Source organism: Curtobacterium sp. Curtsp57, from assembly GCF_047324335.1.
Classification (GTDB): domain Bacteria; phylum Actinomycetota; class Actinomycetes; order Actinomycetales; family Microbacteriaceae; genus Curtobacterium.
Window position 1 is genome coordinate 2,817,641 of the sequence record NZ_CP168511.1, and the last position, 14,148, is coordinate 2,831,788.

13 protein-coding genes are annotated in these 14,148 nt (G+C 70.8%); 11 read left to right on the top strand and 2 right to left on the bottom strand.

Going from position 1 to position 14,148, the window contains the following annotated elements:
• Window positions 1–22: 22 nt before the first annotated feature.
• The 7 genes from ACEN9V_RS13460 to glmM all read left to right on the top strand — a co-directional run bounded on the left by ACEN9V_RS13460 (window position 23) and on the right by glmM (window position 7,907).
• Window positions 23–925 carry a tRNA pseudouridine synthase A gene (locus ACEN9V_RS13460; RefSeq protein ID WP_413600720.1) on the top strand — a complete coding sequence of 301 codons (903 nt, stop codon included), beginning with the start codon at window positions 23–25 and terminating at the stop codon, window positions 923–925.
• A complete protein-coding gene (locus ACEN9V_RS13465) occupies window positions 922–1,668 on the top strand; it encodes an MBL fold metallo-hydrolase (RefSeq protein ID WP_413600721.1) in 747 nt (248 codons plus the stop codon). The genes ACEN9V_RS13460 and ACEN9V_RS13465 overlap by 4 nt, the downstream gene beginning before the upstream one ends.
• Before the next feature lie 29 nt (window positions 1,669–1,697).
• Window positions 1,698–1,979: a hypothetical protein gene (locus ACEN9V_RS13470; protein ID WP_413600722.1), complete on the top strand. Its 282-nt coding sequence runs from the start codon at window positions 1,698–1,700 to the stop codon at window positions 1,977–1,979.
• A 235-nt stretch (window positions 1,980–2,214) separates the two neighbouring features.
• Window positions 2,215–5,118: an ExeM/NucH family extracellular endonuclease gene (locus tag ACEN9V_RS13475; protein ID WP_413603061.1), complete on the top strand. Its 2,904-nt coding sequence runs from the start codon at window positions 2,215–2,217 to the stop codon at window positions 5,116–5,118.
• A gap of 423 nt (window positions 5,119–5,541) precedes the next feature.
• Window positions 5,542–5,988 carry a 50S ribosomal protein L13 gene (rplM, locus tag ACEN9V_RS13480; protein WP_022906970.1) on the top strand — a complete coding sequence of 149 codons (447 nt, stop codon included), beginning with the start codon at window positions 5,542–5,544 and terminating at the stop codon, window positions 5,986–5,988.
• A gap of 37 nt (window positions 5,989–6,025) precedes the next feature.
• Window positions 6,026–6,511: a 30S ribosomal protein S9 gene (gene rpsI / locus ACEN9V_RS13485; protein WP_281265988.1), complete on the top strand. Its 486-nt coding sequence runs from the start codon at window positions 6,026–6,028 to the stop codon at window positions 6,509–6,511.
• A 22-nt stretch (window positions 6,512–6,533) separates the two neighbouring features.
• Window positions 6,534–7,907: a phosphoglucosamine mutase gene (gene glmM / locus ACEN9V_RS13490; protein ID WP_413600723.1), complete on the top strand. Its 1,374-nt coding sequence runs from the start codon at window positions 6,534–6,536 to the stop codon at window positions 7,905–7,907.
• A 152-nt stretch (window positions 7,908–8,059) separates the two neighbouring features.
• Here glmM and coaA read toward each other — a convergent pair whose 3' ends face one another.
• Together coaA and ACEN9V_RS13500 are read right to left on the bottom strand one after the other, a co-directional pair.
• Window positions 8,060–9,004 (bottom strand): type I pantothenate kinase, encoded by a 945-nt coding sequence (gene coaA / locus ACEN9V_RS13495; RefSeq protein WP_413600724.1) that lies wholly within the window; start codon window positions 9,002–9,004, stop codon window positions 8,060–8,062.
• A gap of 79 nt (window positions 9,005–9,083) precedes the next feature.
• On the bottom strand, window positions 9,084–9,569 hold the full coding sequence (locus tag ACEN9V_RS13500; protein WP_413600725.1) for a glutathione peroxidase: 486 nt from the start codon (window positions 9,567–9,569) through the stop codon (window positions 9,084–9,086).
• Between the two features lie 72 nt (window positions 9,570–9,641).
• On the opposite strand from ACEN9V_RS13500, the gene glmS reads away from it, so the two are divergent.
• Genes glmS through alr (ACEN9V_RS13520) form a run of 4 tightly spaced genes read left to right on the top strand, consistent with a single transcriptional unit; the run spans window position 9,642 to window position 14,137 of the window.
• Entirely contained in the window at window positions 9,642–11,489 is a 1,848-nt protein-coding gene (gene glmS / locus ACEN9V_RS13505) for a glutamine--fructose-6-phosphate transaminase (isomerizing) (RefSeq protein WP_413600726.1), read from the top strand.
• 7 nt (window positions 11,490–11,496) lie between these two features.
• A complete protein-coding gene (locus ACEN9V_RS13510; RefSeq protein ID WP_413600727.1) occupies window positions 11,497–11,877 on the top strand; it encodes a holo-ACP synthase in 381 nt (126 codons plus the stop codon).
• Window positions 11,874–12,977 (top strand): alanine racemase, encoded by a 1,104-nt coding sequence (alr, locus tag ACEN9V_RS13515; protein ID WP_413600728.1) that lies wholly within the window; start codon window positions 11,874–11,876, stop codon window positions 12,975–12,977. Before ACEN9V_RS13510 ends, alr (ACEN9V_RS13515) begins: the two co-directional genes overlap by 4 nt.
• Window positions 12,974–14,137 carry an alanine racemase gene (alr, locus tag ACEN9V_RS13520; RefSeq protein WP_413600729.1) on the top strand — a complete coding sequence of 388 codons (1,164 nt, stop codon included), beginning with the start codon at window positions 12,974–12,976 and terminating at the stop codon, window positions 14,135–14,137. The genes alr (ACEN9V_RS13515) and alr (ACEN9V_RS13520) overlap by 4 nt, the downstream gene beginning before the upstream one ends.
• Window positions 14,138–14,148: the final 11 nt, after the last annotated feature.

Genomic DNA, 14,148 nt, shown 5'->3' on the forward strand with positions numbered 1-14,148 from the left:
CTGACATCGGTACCGTTGGGGTGTGAGCGAGAGCGACGGGCTGCAGAGCGGGGTGCGGCTGCGGCTCGACGTCGCGTACGACGGCGCCGCGTTCTCCGGGTGGGCCAAGCAGCCGGGACTGCGGACCGTCCAGGGCGCGCTCGAGGACGCGCTCGCCACCGTGTTCAGCCGCTGGGGCCGCGCGCCGCAGCTGACCGTCGCCGGACGCACCGACGCCGGAGTGCACGCCACCGGACAGGTCGCGCACCTCGACCTGTCCGCCGAGCAGTGGGGTGCGCTCAGCACGAAGCGGGGATCGGGGCGCTCGCCGCTGGACGGGCTCGTCAAGCGCCTGAACGGGCTCGCGGGGCCGCTCGGGGACGTCGTCGTCAGCCGGGTCTCGGTCGCGCCCGACGGGTTCGACGCCCGGTTCTCCCCGCTCTGGCGCCGCTACACGTACCGCGTCGCGGACCTCGACGCACCCCGCGATCCACTCCGTCGGGGGCACACGACCTGGTACCCGGGGCATCTCGACCCGGGAGCGATGGAGCGCGGTGCGCTGACGCTGCTCGGGCTGCACGACTTCGCGGCGTTCTGCAAGCCGCGCGACGGCGCGACGACCATCAGGACGCTGCAGGAGTTCCGCTGGGACCGTGAGCCGGACGGCGTGCTGGTGGCGAGCCTCCAGGCCGATGCCTTCTGCCACTCCATGGTGCGCGCGATGGTGGGGGCGACCATCGCCGTCGGCGAGGGGCGCTTCGGACCGGACCGTCTCGAGGAGTTGCGGGTCGCGGGGGAGCGGACCAGCGCCTTCAAGGTCGCGCCGGCGCGCGGTCTCACCCTGACCGAGGTGGGCTACCCGGCCGACGAGGAGCTCGCCGCGCGGGCATCGCAGACGCGGGCGCGGCGCTCCGCACCGTCCGGCTCGGATAGCGTCGGGGGATGAGCTCCAGAGAACCCCGGTCCGTCGTCTCCGTGGCACCAGGGGTGGTCTTCGTCGAGGGGCCCGTCTCGAACTGGGTCGTCCTCGCGGAAGAAGACGGCGTCGCCCTCATCGACGCCGGCTACCCAGCTGACACCGACCTGGTGCTGGACACCGTGCGCTACGCCGGGCACGATCTCGACGACCTCCGCCGCATCTACGTCACGCACGGGCACGTCGACCACGTCGGTGGCATCCCCGGCATCCTCGAACAGCACCCGCACGTCGAGGTCCTGGCGCACGCGGACGAGCTGTCGAACGTCCGAGGACCCTCGCGGCAGCAGGTCACGCCGGCGGAGATCGGCGGCCGGCTGGCGTCGGCGCGGGTGCTCAGGTGGCTCGCCCGCGCGATCCGCTCCGACGCGCTCCGGCCGACCACGGTGCCGACCGTCCGGGCCTTCACGGGTGCGGACTTCGAGGGCCGGGCGATCACGCCGTTCCCGGCGACCGGGCACACCGACGGGTCCACCGCGTACCTGCTGCCGGCCGCGGACGCGATCGTCACCGGGGACGCCGTCGTCTCGCGGCACGACACGCAGCCGGCGTCGTGGACGCCCAGGCCGCGGATGATCACGCCGTTCTTCACGGCGGACCAGGCAGTGGCGCTCGAGTCCGCCCGGACGCTGCCGATCCCGGAGATCGTGCTGCCGGGCCACGGGCCGGCGGTGCACCGGGTCGGGCGGGAGTGGGTACCCGTCGGGTCGTGATGTCAGGTGGAATGTGACATGCTGGTCCGATGCGCGAACCCGACGACGTCGTCCGTGCCCCTGACGTGCAGCCGCCCACGCCGTGGAGTGCCAGGCAAGGCCTTGTCGCGTTCCTCGTCGTCGTCGCGACGGTCGCCCTCTTCACAGTCGGGGTGGCCGGGCAGGACCCGGTGATCCGCTGGATCGCGGTCGCCGTGGCCGGCTCGACCGCCGCGCCGTCGCTGGTGCTCGCGCAGAAGCGGGGGAACCTCGCGGGCTGGTACGTGGTGACCGCGGGCGTGATGGCGCTCCGCCTGCTCACCGGGGACTGAGCGCGCCCTGGTGTTGCGGAGCGCAATCATTTACCTGGGCGCAACCTGAGGGACTCTGCAGGTCGGTACGGTCTGACCATCCACGTCTCCGACCAGAAGGTCAGCATGCCCAAGATCGTCGGCCGCACTCTGCTGTGCGCCACGGTGGCCGACACTCCTCGCAGCGCCACTCGCCTCCGTCTCCGTCGCCAGTGCGAACACCGCAGGCACGGGTCTCGTCATCGCCGAGGCCTACCTGAAGGGCGGCAGCGCGAACGCCGTCTTCAACAAGAAGTTCGTCGAGATCGCGAACCCGACCGACGCCCCGGTCTCGCTCGACGGCTGGTCGCTGCAGTACCGCTCGGCGACCGGCTCGGCCGCGTTCAGCACCAGCGGCCTCGCGGGCACCGTCCCCGCGAACGGGACGTTCCTCGTCACGATGGCGGGCAACGGCGCGACGGGTGCGGAGCTGCCCGCCGCGGACGACACCGCGACCCTGAACACCTCGGGCACCACGGGCACGCTGGTCCTGTCCGACCAGTCCCAGGCGCTCACCCTGCCGACCGGCGCGATCGCGGCGGGCACCGCCGGGGTCGTGGACCTCCTCGGCTACGGTGCGTCGAACACCTTCGAGGGGCACGTGCGCACCGTCGACGGTGGGAACACCGTCCCGAACGGCCTGGTCCGCCAGGGCACGGTCGACAGCGACGACAACGCCGCGGACTTCTCCGTCACGACGACGCTCACGCCGACGAACGCAGCCGGCGAGACCGCGCCGACGACGCCGACGGACCCGACGGAGCCGACGGACCCCGGTGCTCCTGCCGAGGCCGTCACCATCGCGCAGCTGCAGGGCACGACGGACACCTCGCCGTACGTCGGCAAGACCGTCGTCACGAAGGGCGTCGTCACCGCCGTGTACGCCACCGGCGGGTTCAACGGCTACACCGTGCAGACCCCCGGCACCGGCGGTGCGATCGACCTCGGCACGCACACCGCGTCCGACGGGGTCTTCGTGTTCTCCTCGGCCACCGCGTCCCGGGTCGCAGCGGGCGACTACGTCGAACTCACCGGCTCGGTGAGCGAGTACTACGGCCTCACCGAGCTGAACGTCGCCGCCGGCGGCATGACGAAGCGCACCGAGACCGTGCCGGCTCCGCAGGCCGCCACCGTCGCCTTCCCGGCCTCGGACGCACAGCGCGAGTCGCTCGAGAGCATGCTCGTCGCACCGCAGGGCGACTACACCGTCGCCGACAACTACACGACGAACCAGTACGGCGAGATCGTCCTGGCGTCGGGCACGAAGCGGCTGATCCAGCCCACCGAGGTCGCCCGTCCGGGCAGTGCAGCGGCCAAGGCGGTCGAGGCCGACAACGCCGCCCGCAAGGTCACGCTCGACGACGGCGGCAGCACGAACTTCCTGACCCAGGCGAACAAGTCGATCCCGGTGTCCTGGCTGACGCAGGGGCCCGTCACCGTCGGAGCAGCGGCGACCTTCACGAAGCCCGTCGTCCTCGACTACCGCAACGACTCGTGGAAGTTCCAGCCCACGTCCCCGATCACCGGCGCGACCGCGAAGACCGATCTGCCCGCGACCTTCTCGAACGTCCGCACGGCGAAGCCCCAGGACGTCGGCGGCGACCTCAAGCTCGCCGGCTTCAACGTCCTGAACTACTTCCCGACGACCGGCGACCAGCTGACCGGCTGCTCGTACTACACGGACCGCGACGGCGACCCCGTCACGGTGAACTCCGGCTGCGACGCCCGCGGCGCCGCCGAGCAGGAGGACTTCGAGCGCCAGCAGGTCAAGATCGTCAAGGCGATCAACGGTCTCGGCGCCGACGTCGTCTCGCTCGAGGAGATCGAGAACTCGGCCGAGTTCGGCCAGGACCGCGACGCCGCCGTGGCCACCCTCGTCGGGGCGCTCAACGCCGCTACCGGTGCCGACACCTGGGCGTACGTCAAGTCCCCGAAGACGCTCCCCGCGAGCGAGGACGTCATCCGCCTGGCACTGATCTACAAGAAGGACCGGGTCGCACCCACGGGTGAGTCGACGATCCTCATCGACCCGGCGTTCACGAACGCCCGTCAGCCCGTCGCGGACGCGTTCCGTCCGGTCGGGGGCACGGCGGACGACGAGTTCCTCGTGATCGCGAACCACTTCAAGTCGAAGGGGTCGGGCACCGGCGAGAACGCCGACCAGGGTGACGGCCAGGGGGCGTCGAACGCCGACCGCGTGAAGCAGGCGACGGCGCTCGCCGCGTTCTCCACGAAGATGCAGACGCAGTACGGCACCGACAAGGTGTTCATGCTCGGCGACTTCAACGCCTACAGCCAGGAGGACCCGATGGTCGTCCTCGACGATGCCGGCTACACGGACCTCGGGCCGGCGCTCGACTCGTCGGAGTGGTCGTACGTGTACAGCGGCCTGAGCGGGTCGCTCGACCACGTACTCGCCTCGCCAGCGGCGCTCGCGACGGTGACGGGTGTGGACATCTGGAACATCAACTCGGTCGAGTCGGTGGCGCTGGAGTACAGCCGCTACAACTACAACGCGACGAACCTGTACACGGACGACGTGTACCGGGCGAGCGACCACGACCCGATCCTGGTCGGCTTCGACCTGACCGGCGACACCACCCCGACGGACCCGGGTACGGACCCGACGGACCCGGGCACGACGCCTGGTGGTGGCTCGACCCCCGTTCCGGCTCCTGGTGCTGGTTCGGCGCCGGTTGCTCCGTCGGAGTCGTCCCTGACGGATGCGAACCGTGGCACGGTCACGGCGCCGTCGTCGGCGCGTCCGGGTGAGACGATCACGATCGGTGTGGGGGCGCAGTACGCGGGGCAGCGGGTGCACGTGTGGATGTTCTCCACGCCGACGTTGCTGGGCACGGTGACGGTCGCGGCTGACGGGAGCGTGCGGGTGACGATCCCGGCTGATGCTCCGGCGGGGTCGCACCGGATCGTGGTGACGGCTGCTGACGGGTCGGTGATCGGGTGGACGACGATCACGATCGATCCGGTGACGGGTGCGCTGGCGTTCACGGGTGCCGACCTGACGGGTGGCATCGCCGCAGCGCTGCTGCTGCTCGCCGCTGGTGCCGGCGTGCTGGTCGCGCGCCGCCGCCGTGGGGTGCGGGGCCGAGTCTCGGCGTGAGCGACGGTCCTCGCGGTGTGGGCCGCGAGGACTGTCGCCGGGCGCGAGTCTCGCCCCGGGCGTGACCAGATGCCGGACGGGAGGCACGGTGCCAGCTGGCACCGTGCCTCCCGTCCGCCACCTACGCGCGTTTCGACCCATGGCACGCGCGGTGGAAAGCGGGAACGCGCGTAGGTGGTCGGAAGTTCGGGCTACCTACGCGCGTTTCGACCTCCTACGCGCGATTTGGCCACGCGGACCGATCCGGACGCGTTTGACCAGCGGGAGGCCGGTCCGGTAGGCTCTCACCTTGGTCTGCGCGCCGTGTGCGCCGGACAGTCAGATGAGCCCTCCACCCGGGCGTTCCGCCGGCTTCTGCCGCGGGGAACCCCGACCGGAGCGGGATTCACGGACTCCTCACCTCGACACGAAAGCAGCACTCCTGTGACTCGCACGTTCTCACCGAAGCCGGCAGACGTCCAGCACGACTGGATCGTCATCGACGCGACCGACGTCGTCCTCGGCCGTCTCGCCACCCACGCCGCGGCGCTCCTGCGCGGCAAGCACAAGGCCACCTTCGCCCAGCACATGGACATGGGTGACTACGTCATCATCGTGAACGCGGACAAGGTCGCCCTCACCGGCTCCAAGCTCGCGAAGAAGGTCTACTACCGCCACTCGGGCTACCCGGGCGGCCTCACGGCGACCTCCTACCCGGAGATGCTCGAGAAGCACCCCACCCGCGCCGTCGAGAAGGCGATCCGCGGCATGCTGCCGAAGAACACCCTCGGTCGCGAGCAGCTCAAGAAGCTGAAGGTCTACGCCGGCGCGGAGCACCCGCACTCCGCGCAGCAGCCCAAGGCGTACACCTTCGACCAGGTCGCACAGTAGTTCCGGCCACGACGACTTCAAGGACATAGAGAAACTCATGGCTCAGATCGCTGATTCCCTCGACCAGACCCCGGAGAGCTTCACCACGGAGAGCGCACCCGCCGCTGCCGAGGCCGCTCCCCGTCAGATCCTCAACGTCTCCGGCGGTGCCGTCGGGCGCCGCAAGGAGGCCATCGCGCGCGTTCGCCTCGTTCCGGGCTCCGGCTCGTTCACGGTGAACGGCCGTTCGCTGGAGGACTACTTCCCGAACAAGCTGCACCAGCAGCTCATCAACGACCCGTTCAAGGTGCTCGAGCTCCTCGGCGCCTACGACGTGACCGCCCGCATCACGGGTGGTGGCCCCTCGGGTCAGGCCGGTGCCCTCCGCCTCGCGATCGCACGCACGCTGAACGAGATCGACCGCGAGAACAACCGCGCCACCCTCAAGAAGGCCGGCTTCCTCACCCGTGACGCCCGCGTCATCGAGCGCAAGAAGGCCGGTCTCAAGAAGGCCCGCAAGGCTTCGCAGTTCTCGAAGCGCTAGTCGTCACCGGCTGAAGATCGCAATGCCGCGTCTGTTCGGTACCGACGGGGTTCGTGGTCTCGCCAACGGCGAGCTGACGGCCGCGCTCGCACTGGGTCTTGCCCAGGCGAGCGCGGCCGTTCTCACACACGGACACCATGCCGACGCCCGCCGGGCGTCCGGTCGACCGCGCCCCCGCGCGGTCCTGGCGCGCGACCCGCGCGTCTCCGGCGAGTTCCTCGGTGCCGCAGTCGCGGCCGGGCTCGCCTCCGCCGGCGTCGACGTGCTCGACGCCGGGGTCATCCCCACCCCTGCTGCGGCGTTCCTCGTCGCGGACATCGACGCCGACTTCGGCGTCATGATCTCCGCGTCGCACAACCCGGCGCCGGACAACGGGATCAAGTTCTTCGCCGCAGGCGGCCGGAAGCTCCCCGACGAGGTCGAGGACCGCATCGAAGCGGCGATGCACGACCACTCGGCACCGACCCCCACCGGCGCCGACGTCGGCCGCATCACCCGGTTCGCCGATGCCGAGGACCGCTACGTCGTGCACCTGCTCGGAACGCTGCCGCACCGTCTCGACGGGCTGCACGTCGTGCTCGACTGTGCGAACGGTGCCGCTGCCGGCGTCTCGCCAGAGGTCTTCGTCAACGCGGGTGCCGAGGTCACGCTGATCGGCGCCGACCCCGACGGCATCAACATCAACGACGGCGTCGGGTCCACGCACATCGACAACCTCGCTCGCGCGGTGCTCGAGCACGGCGCTGACGTCGGGATCGCCCACGACGGCGATGCGGACCGCTGCCTCGCGGTGGACGCCGACGGCAACGCGATCGACGGCGACCAGATCATGGCGATCCTCGCGCTGTCGTTGCAGGAGCGCGGACACCTGAAGGACGACACGCTCGTCGCGACGGTGATGTCGAACCTCGGACTCAAGCGCGCCATGGCGGACGCGGGCATCACCGTGATCGAAGCCGGTGTGGGCGACCGCTACGTGCTCGAGAAGATGAACGCCGGCGGTTTCTCGCTCGGTGGCGAGCAGTCCGGGCACATCATCTTCCAGGACTACGCCACGACGGGTGACGGCATCCTCACGGGGCTGCACCTCGTCGCCGAGATGGCGCGGACCGGCAAGACGCTCGGTGAACTCGCGTCGTGCATGACGGTGTTCCCGCAGGTGCTGCTCAACGTGAAGGGCGTCGACCGGCACGGCCTGGCGGACCAGGGCGTGCAGGACGCCGTCGCGTCGGCCACCGAGTCGCTCGGCGACACCGGCCGTGTGCTGCTCCGTCCGTCGGGCACCGAGCCCGTCGTCCGCGTCATGGTCGAGGCGGCTTCCCAGCACGACGCGCAGCGCATCGCGGAGGAGCTCGCCGCGGTCGTGTCCGACCGCCTGGCGCTCGACGCCGCGTAGGGGCTGGGCCGGCTGGCGGCGGCGCGCTTCGCTCTCGCACAACCGAAAGCACCCCACACCACGTGAACACGTGGTGCGGGGTGCTTTCGGTTGTGCGAACGGGATCCGGGTCCGGCCCGGCGCCGCCCGCCGCCCCGGCCGGAGGCGCCGCGTCAGATCTTGCGGAGCAGGACCGACGAGACCTTGTGGTCGGCGGCCTTCTTCAGCACGAGGGTCGCCCGGGAGCGCGTGGGGAGCACGTTCTCGACGAGGTTCGGCTCGTTGATCGCGCGCCAGACCTGGGTCGCCGTCTCCACGGCGTCCGATCGGGACAGGGACGCGAACCGGTGGAAGAACGAGTCGGGGCTCGAGAACGCCTCCTCTTGCAGGGCCAGGAACCGGTCGACGTACCAGGCCTCGATGTCCTTGGTCTTCGCGTCGACGTAGATCGTGAAGTCGAACAGGTCGGACAGTGCCAGCCGCCCGTGCACCGGCGGCGCGAGCACGTTGAGCCCCTCCACGATGAGGATGTCCGGCTGCCGCACGACGATCTCGGCGTTCGGCACGATGTCGTAGACGAGGTGCGAGTAGTACGGCGCCCGGACCTCGGTCGCACCGCTCTTCACCTGACTGACGAAGCGCAGCAGGGAGCGACGGTCGTAGGACTCCGGGAAGCCCTTCCGGTCCATGATCCCGCGACGCTCGAGCTCGGCGTTCGGGTACAGGAACCCGTCGGTCGTGACGAGCTCCACCCGCGGGGTGTCCGGCCACCGCTTCGTGAGTTCGCGCAGCAGCCGTGCGACGGTCGACTTGCCGACGGCGACCGAGCCCGCGACGCCGATGACGAACGGCGTGCGCCCGGCCCGCTCCCCGAGGAAGCGGCTCGTCTCCGCATGCAGGTTCCGCGCGCCGGCGGCGTAGAGCGTCAGCAGGCGGGAGAGGGGGAGGTAGACCTCCTGCACTTCCTGCATGTCGAGGCGGTCACCGAGGCCACGCAGCTGCACGATCTCCGTCTCGGTCAGGGAGAGGTGCTCCTTGGGCGCGAGCTGCGACCACTCCCCGCGGGGGATCTCCACGAACGGGGTGGGGTGCGCGACGGTGGCTTCCGGGATCGGCATGGGAACGAGCGTAGACGGGAGGCGCGGTGCAGGTGGGCGACGCGGCGGACCTTCACCGAGCCTCCAGTCCGGAGCCCGCTCAGGCGGGCAGGGCCGCCTCGATGGCCGCGATCACCTCTGGTGCGTCCGGCTTCGTCGTCGGGCGGAACCGGGTGACGGTGCCGTCCGGTGCCACCAGGAACTTCTCGAAGTTCCAGATCACACGGCCGGCCTTGCCTGCGGCGTCCGGCGTCTGCTTGAGCTCCTTGTAGAGCGGGTGCGCGCCACCGCCGTTCACCTTGACCTTCTCGGACATCGGGAACGTCACGCCCCACGTGGTGGAGCAGTACTCGTCGATCGCCTCGGACGAGCCGAGCTCCTGCAGGAACTGGTTGCTCGGGAACCCGAGCACCGTGAAGCCCCGCGGGCCGTAGGTCTTCTGCAACTCCTCGAGCTGCTCGTACTGCGGTGCGAGGCCGCAGCGCGACGCCACGTTCACCACGAGCACCGCCTTGTCCGCGAAGGCGCCGAAGGTGGTGTGCTCACCGTGCAGCGTCGTGATGTCGATTGCGTCGAAACGTCCCATGATGATCACGGTATCCCGCACGATCCGCGGCCTCGCAGGGAGCGGGCTGAGCCGCATCGTAGGATCGGTCCCATGTGTGGAATCGTGGGCTACGTCGGCACCAACAGCAGCACGGACGTGCTCCTCGGTGGACTCCGTCGGCTCGAGTACCGCGGGTACGACTCGGCCGGCATCGCGGTCATCGACCCGGCAGGTGACCTCTCCTCGGCGAAGAAGGCCGGCAAGCTGCAGGCCCTCGTCGACGAGCTCGACGAGCATCCCATCGCCGACGGCGGGACGGGCATCGGGCACACCCGCTGGGCGACCCACGGCGGCCCCACGGACGAGAACGCGCACCCGCACCTCGCCGACGGCGGCAAGCTGGCGCTCATCCACAACGGCATCATCGAGAACTTCTCCGTGCTCCGCGACGAACTCGCGGCCGAGGGCGTCGAGTTCCTCAGCGAGACCGACTCCGAGGTCGCGGCGCACCTGGTCGCGAAGGCCTTCCGCGAGACCGGCGACCTGACGACCGCGATGCAGCAGACCGTGCAGCGGCTCGAGGGCGCCTTCACGCTCCTCGTCGTGCACGCCGACCAGCCCGGCGTCGTCGTCGGCGCCCGTCGCAACTCGCCCCTGGTCGTCGGGCTCGGCGACGGCGAGAACTTCATGGGCTCCGACGTCGCCGCGTTCGTCGCGTACACGCAGCGAGCGCTGTCCATCGGGCAGGACGAGATCGCCACCATCCGCCCCGACGGCGTCGACGTGGTCCACTTCGACGGCACCCCGGCCGACCGCAACGAGTTCGAGGTGAACTGGGACGCGTCGGCCGCGGACAAGGGCGGCTGGTCCTCCTTCATGGCGAAGGAGATCAGCGAGGAGCCGGAGGCGGTCGCGAAGACCATCCTCGGCCGCGTGCACGACGGCGCCGTCACGCTCACCGACCTCGACCCGATCGCGGAGCGCCTGCAGCAGGTCGACCGCGTCATCGTCATCGCCTGCGGCACCGCCGCGTACGCCGGGATCCTCGGCAAGTACGCCATCGAGCAGTGGGCACGCATCCCGGTCGAGGTCGAGCTCGCGCACGAGTTCCGCTACCGCGACCCGGTGCTGAACGACCGCACGCTCGTCGTCTCGATCAGCCAGTCCGGCGAGACGATGGACACGCTCATGGCCGTGAAGTACGCGCGTGAGCAGGGCGCGCAGGTCCTCTCGATCTGCAACACCCAGGGCGCCACGATCCCGCGCGAGTCCGACGCCGTGATCTACACGCACGCCGGTCCGGAGGTCGCCGTCGCGTCGACGAAGGCGTTCCTCGCGCAGGGCGTCGCGCTGTACCTGCTCGGGCTGCACCTCGCGACGCTCCGCGGCACGCTGACGTCCGAGCAGATCGCCGAGCAGGTCGCGGAACTCGAGTCCCTCGCGCCGAAGCTGCAGCAGACCATCGAGGACGCCTCCGGGGTCGCCGAGCTCGCGAAGTGGATGGCCGACACCCGGAGCGTGCTGTTCCTGGGTCGCCACGTCGGGTACCCGATCGCCCTCGAAGGCGCGCTCAAGCTCAAGGAACTCGCGTACATCCACGCCGAGGGCTTCGCCGCCGGTGAGCTGAAGCACGGTCCGATCGCGCTCATCGAACCCGGCCAGATCGTCTTCGTCATCGTGCCGTCGCCCCGTGACGCCCGCTCGCTGCACCCGAAGGTGGTGTCGAACATCCAGGAGATCCGCGCGCGCGGCGCCCGGGTGATCGCGATCGCCGAAGAGGGCGACGCCGCGGTGCTGCCGTTCGCCGACGAGGTCCTCCGCATCCCGCTCGCGACCCCGCTGTTCGAGCCGCTGCTCGCGGTCGCGCCGCTGCACATGTTCGGCATGGAACTCGCCGCGGCCAAGGGCCTCGACGTCGACCAGCCGCGCAACCTCGCGAAGTCGGTCACCGTCGAGTAGTCGGACGGTGATCATCGGGATCGGGGTCGACGTCGTCGACCTCTCGCGGTTCGGGCAGGTGCTGGAACGCACGCCCGCGATGCGCACGCGCCTGTTCACGTCGCGGGAGCTGCTCCGGGACGGCGAACCACGCCCGATCGCCTCGCTCGCGGCGCGGTTCGCTGCGAAGGAGGCCCTGATCAAGGCGTTCGGCTCGAGCGCAGGACTGAGCTGGCAGGACCTCGAGGTCGTCTCCGACGACCAGCGGAACCCGTCGCTGACGCTGCACCAGCAGGCGCGGCAGGTGGCCGATGCGCGTGGGGTCACGAGCGTGCACCTGTCGCTGTCCCATGATGGAGGGATCGCCACGGCGTTCGTGGTGTTGGAAGGAACAGGGGACACGGCTTGAGTGCGTTCACCGGGATCACGGTCGACCGGGAGGCACTGATCGCCAACTACGCGACGGTCGCCGAACAGGTGGCACCGTCCGGCGTCATCGCGGTCGTCAAGGCGAACGCCTACGGGCACGGCGCGGCTGACGCCGCGCAGGCCTTCGTGGACGCCGGCGCGGAGTGGCTCGGCGTCGCCGACATCGACGAGGGCATCGCGCTCCGGCAGGCCGGCATCGACGAGGGCGTCCGGATCCTCGCCTGGCTGCACGCGCCGGCCGAGGACTTCCGCCGCGCCGCCCAGTACGGCATCACCCCCGCGGTGTCGAGCGTGTCCCAACTCGCCGCGGCGGCCGACTCCGAGGTGCCCGAGGTGCACATCTGCGTCGACACCGGGCTCAGCCGGAACGGCGCCGTCGAGTCCGAGTGGCCCGAGCTCTTCGAGACCGCGGGTCGACTCGCACGGAACGGCGCGAGGACCCGGGTCGAGGGACTGATGTCCCACCTGTCGAACGCCTCCCGTACCGACGACCTCGACCAGGACGCCGCCCTCCAGCGCGCGCTCGACGGCCTCGGCGCGGTCGGCATCGTCCCGCCGATGGTGCACCTCGCCGCGAGCGCCGCGAGCCTGGCCGTCCCCGAGACCCGTCGGGACCTCGCCCGTGTGGGGATCGCGCTCTACGGCCTGAGCCCGTTCGCCGACCGTACCTCGGCCGACCTCGGGCTCCGACCCGCGATGCGCCTGACCGCGTCGGTGCTGCGCACGGTCGTCGTGCCGGCCGGTGACGGCGTCAGCTACGGCTACACCTGGCGCGCCGAGTCGGACACCCGCCTCGCCGTGATCGGCCTCGGGTACGCGGACGGCTTCGACCGCGCCTTCGGCAACCACGTCGTGGTCCGCATCGGCGATCGGACGTTCCCCGTGGTCGGCCGCGTCGCGATGAACGCCATGCACATCGACATCGGGGACGCCGACGTCGCCGTGGGGGACGAGGTCGTGCTCTGGGGCGACCCGGCGAACGGCGATCCCGCTGTGGAGGACTGGGCGGCGGCCGTCGGCACCATCAACTACGAGGTGGTCGCCCGGCTCGGCCGGAGCATCGAACGGAGGACGACGTGAGCGCACCCCTGCGCCAGGCGGAGATCGACCTCGACGCCTACCGCGCCAACCTCGACCTGGTCCGCGAGTGGATGGACCCCGTCGAGGTGATGGCGATCATGAAGGCCGACGCGTACGGGCACGGCCTCGAACCGATCGCGCTCGCCGCCGTCGACGCCGGCATCCGCTGGATCGGTGTCCTCACCGTCCCGGCCGCGCTCCGGCTCCGGTCGATCGGCGTCGGCGAGGACGTCCACCTCTTCACCTGGCAGCACGACCCGGCGCTCGACTTCCGCGACGCGATCGACTCCGCCGTGGACCTCGGCGTCTCGAACGTCGCCGAGTTGCTGCGCGTCGTGGACGCCGTCGACCAGCGTCCGGCCCGCGTGCACCTCGGACTCGACACGGGGCTGCACCGCGACGGTTCGTCCGTCGACGACTGGCCAGCCCTGGTCGAGGCCGCACGGGACGCCCAGCGCGCCGGGCGGATCGAGGTCGTCGCCGCGTACACACACCTGGCCGAGTCGTCCGAGGACGACGACAGCGCCGCCGTCGGGCTCTTCGAGGACGCGGTCGAACGCGCCGAGGACCTCGGGCTCGACATCCCGATCGAGCACGTCGCGGCATCGCTCGCCGGACTCGAGCGCAAGGAGTTCCGCAAGGACATGGTCCGGATGGGGGCGAACCTGTTCGGCATCCCCGGCGCGGACGGCGTCTCGGCGGCGGACCTCGGGCTCGAGCCCGTGATGACGCTCACCGCGTCGGTCGCGAAGACCAAGCGCGTGCCGGTCGACACCGGTGTCTCCTACGACTACACGTACCGCACGACGACGGAGACGACCCTCGCGCTGGTACCGGTCGGCTACGCGGACGGTGTCCCGCGGCTGGCGCAGGGGCGCCTCGAGGTGACGATCGCCGGCAAGCGCTACCCGATCGCCGGTCGGGTCGCGATGGACCAGTTCCTCGTCGACGTCGGGGACGACGACGTCCGGACCGGGGACACGGTGGTGCTCTTCGGCACGGGCGAGCGCGACGAGTCGACCGTGCTCGAGTGGGGTGCGGCGCTCGGCACCATCGGCGAGGAGATCGTCTGCCGCATCGGCTCCCGCGTGCCGCGCGTCTACTCCGGGCACTCCGTCGAGGGGCGCGTGGGCGAGTACCTGCGGGGCGAGCCGGCGTGACCGTCCTGCTC

Bases quoted from the DNA above. Each gene is read 5' to 3' on its own strand.
- coaA (WP_413600724.1), bottom strand. From the start codon at position 9,004: ATGCCGATCCCGGAAGCCACCGTCGCGCACCCCACCCCGTTCGTGGAG.
- ACEN9V_RS13470 (WP_413600722.1), top strand. From the start codon at position 1,698: ATGCGCGAACCCGACGACGTCGTCCGTGCCCCTGACGTGCAGCCGCCC.
- ACEN9V_RS13500 (WP_413600725.1), bottom strand. From the start codon at position 9,569: ATGGGACGTTTCGACGCAATCGACATCACGACGCTGCACGGTGAGCAC.
- glmS (WP_413600726.1), top strand. From the start codon at position 9,642: ATGTGTGGAATCGTGGGCTACGTCGGCACCAACAGCAGCACGGACGTG.
- rpsI (WP_281265988.1), top strand. From the start codon at position 6,026: ATGGCTCAGATCGCTGATTCCCTCGACCAGACCCCGGAGAGCTTCACC.
- ACEN9V_RS13465 (WP_413600721.1), top strand. From the start codon at position 922: ATGAGCTCCAGAGAACCCCGGTCCGTCGTCTCCGTGGCACCAGGGGTG.
- glmM (WP_413600723.1), top strand. From the start codon at position 6,534: ATGCCGCGTCTGTTCGGTACCGACGGGGTTCGTGGTCTCGCCAACGGC.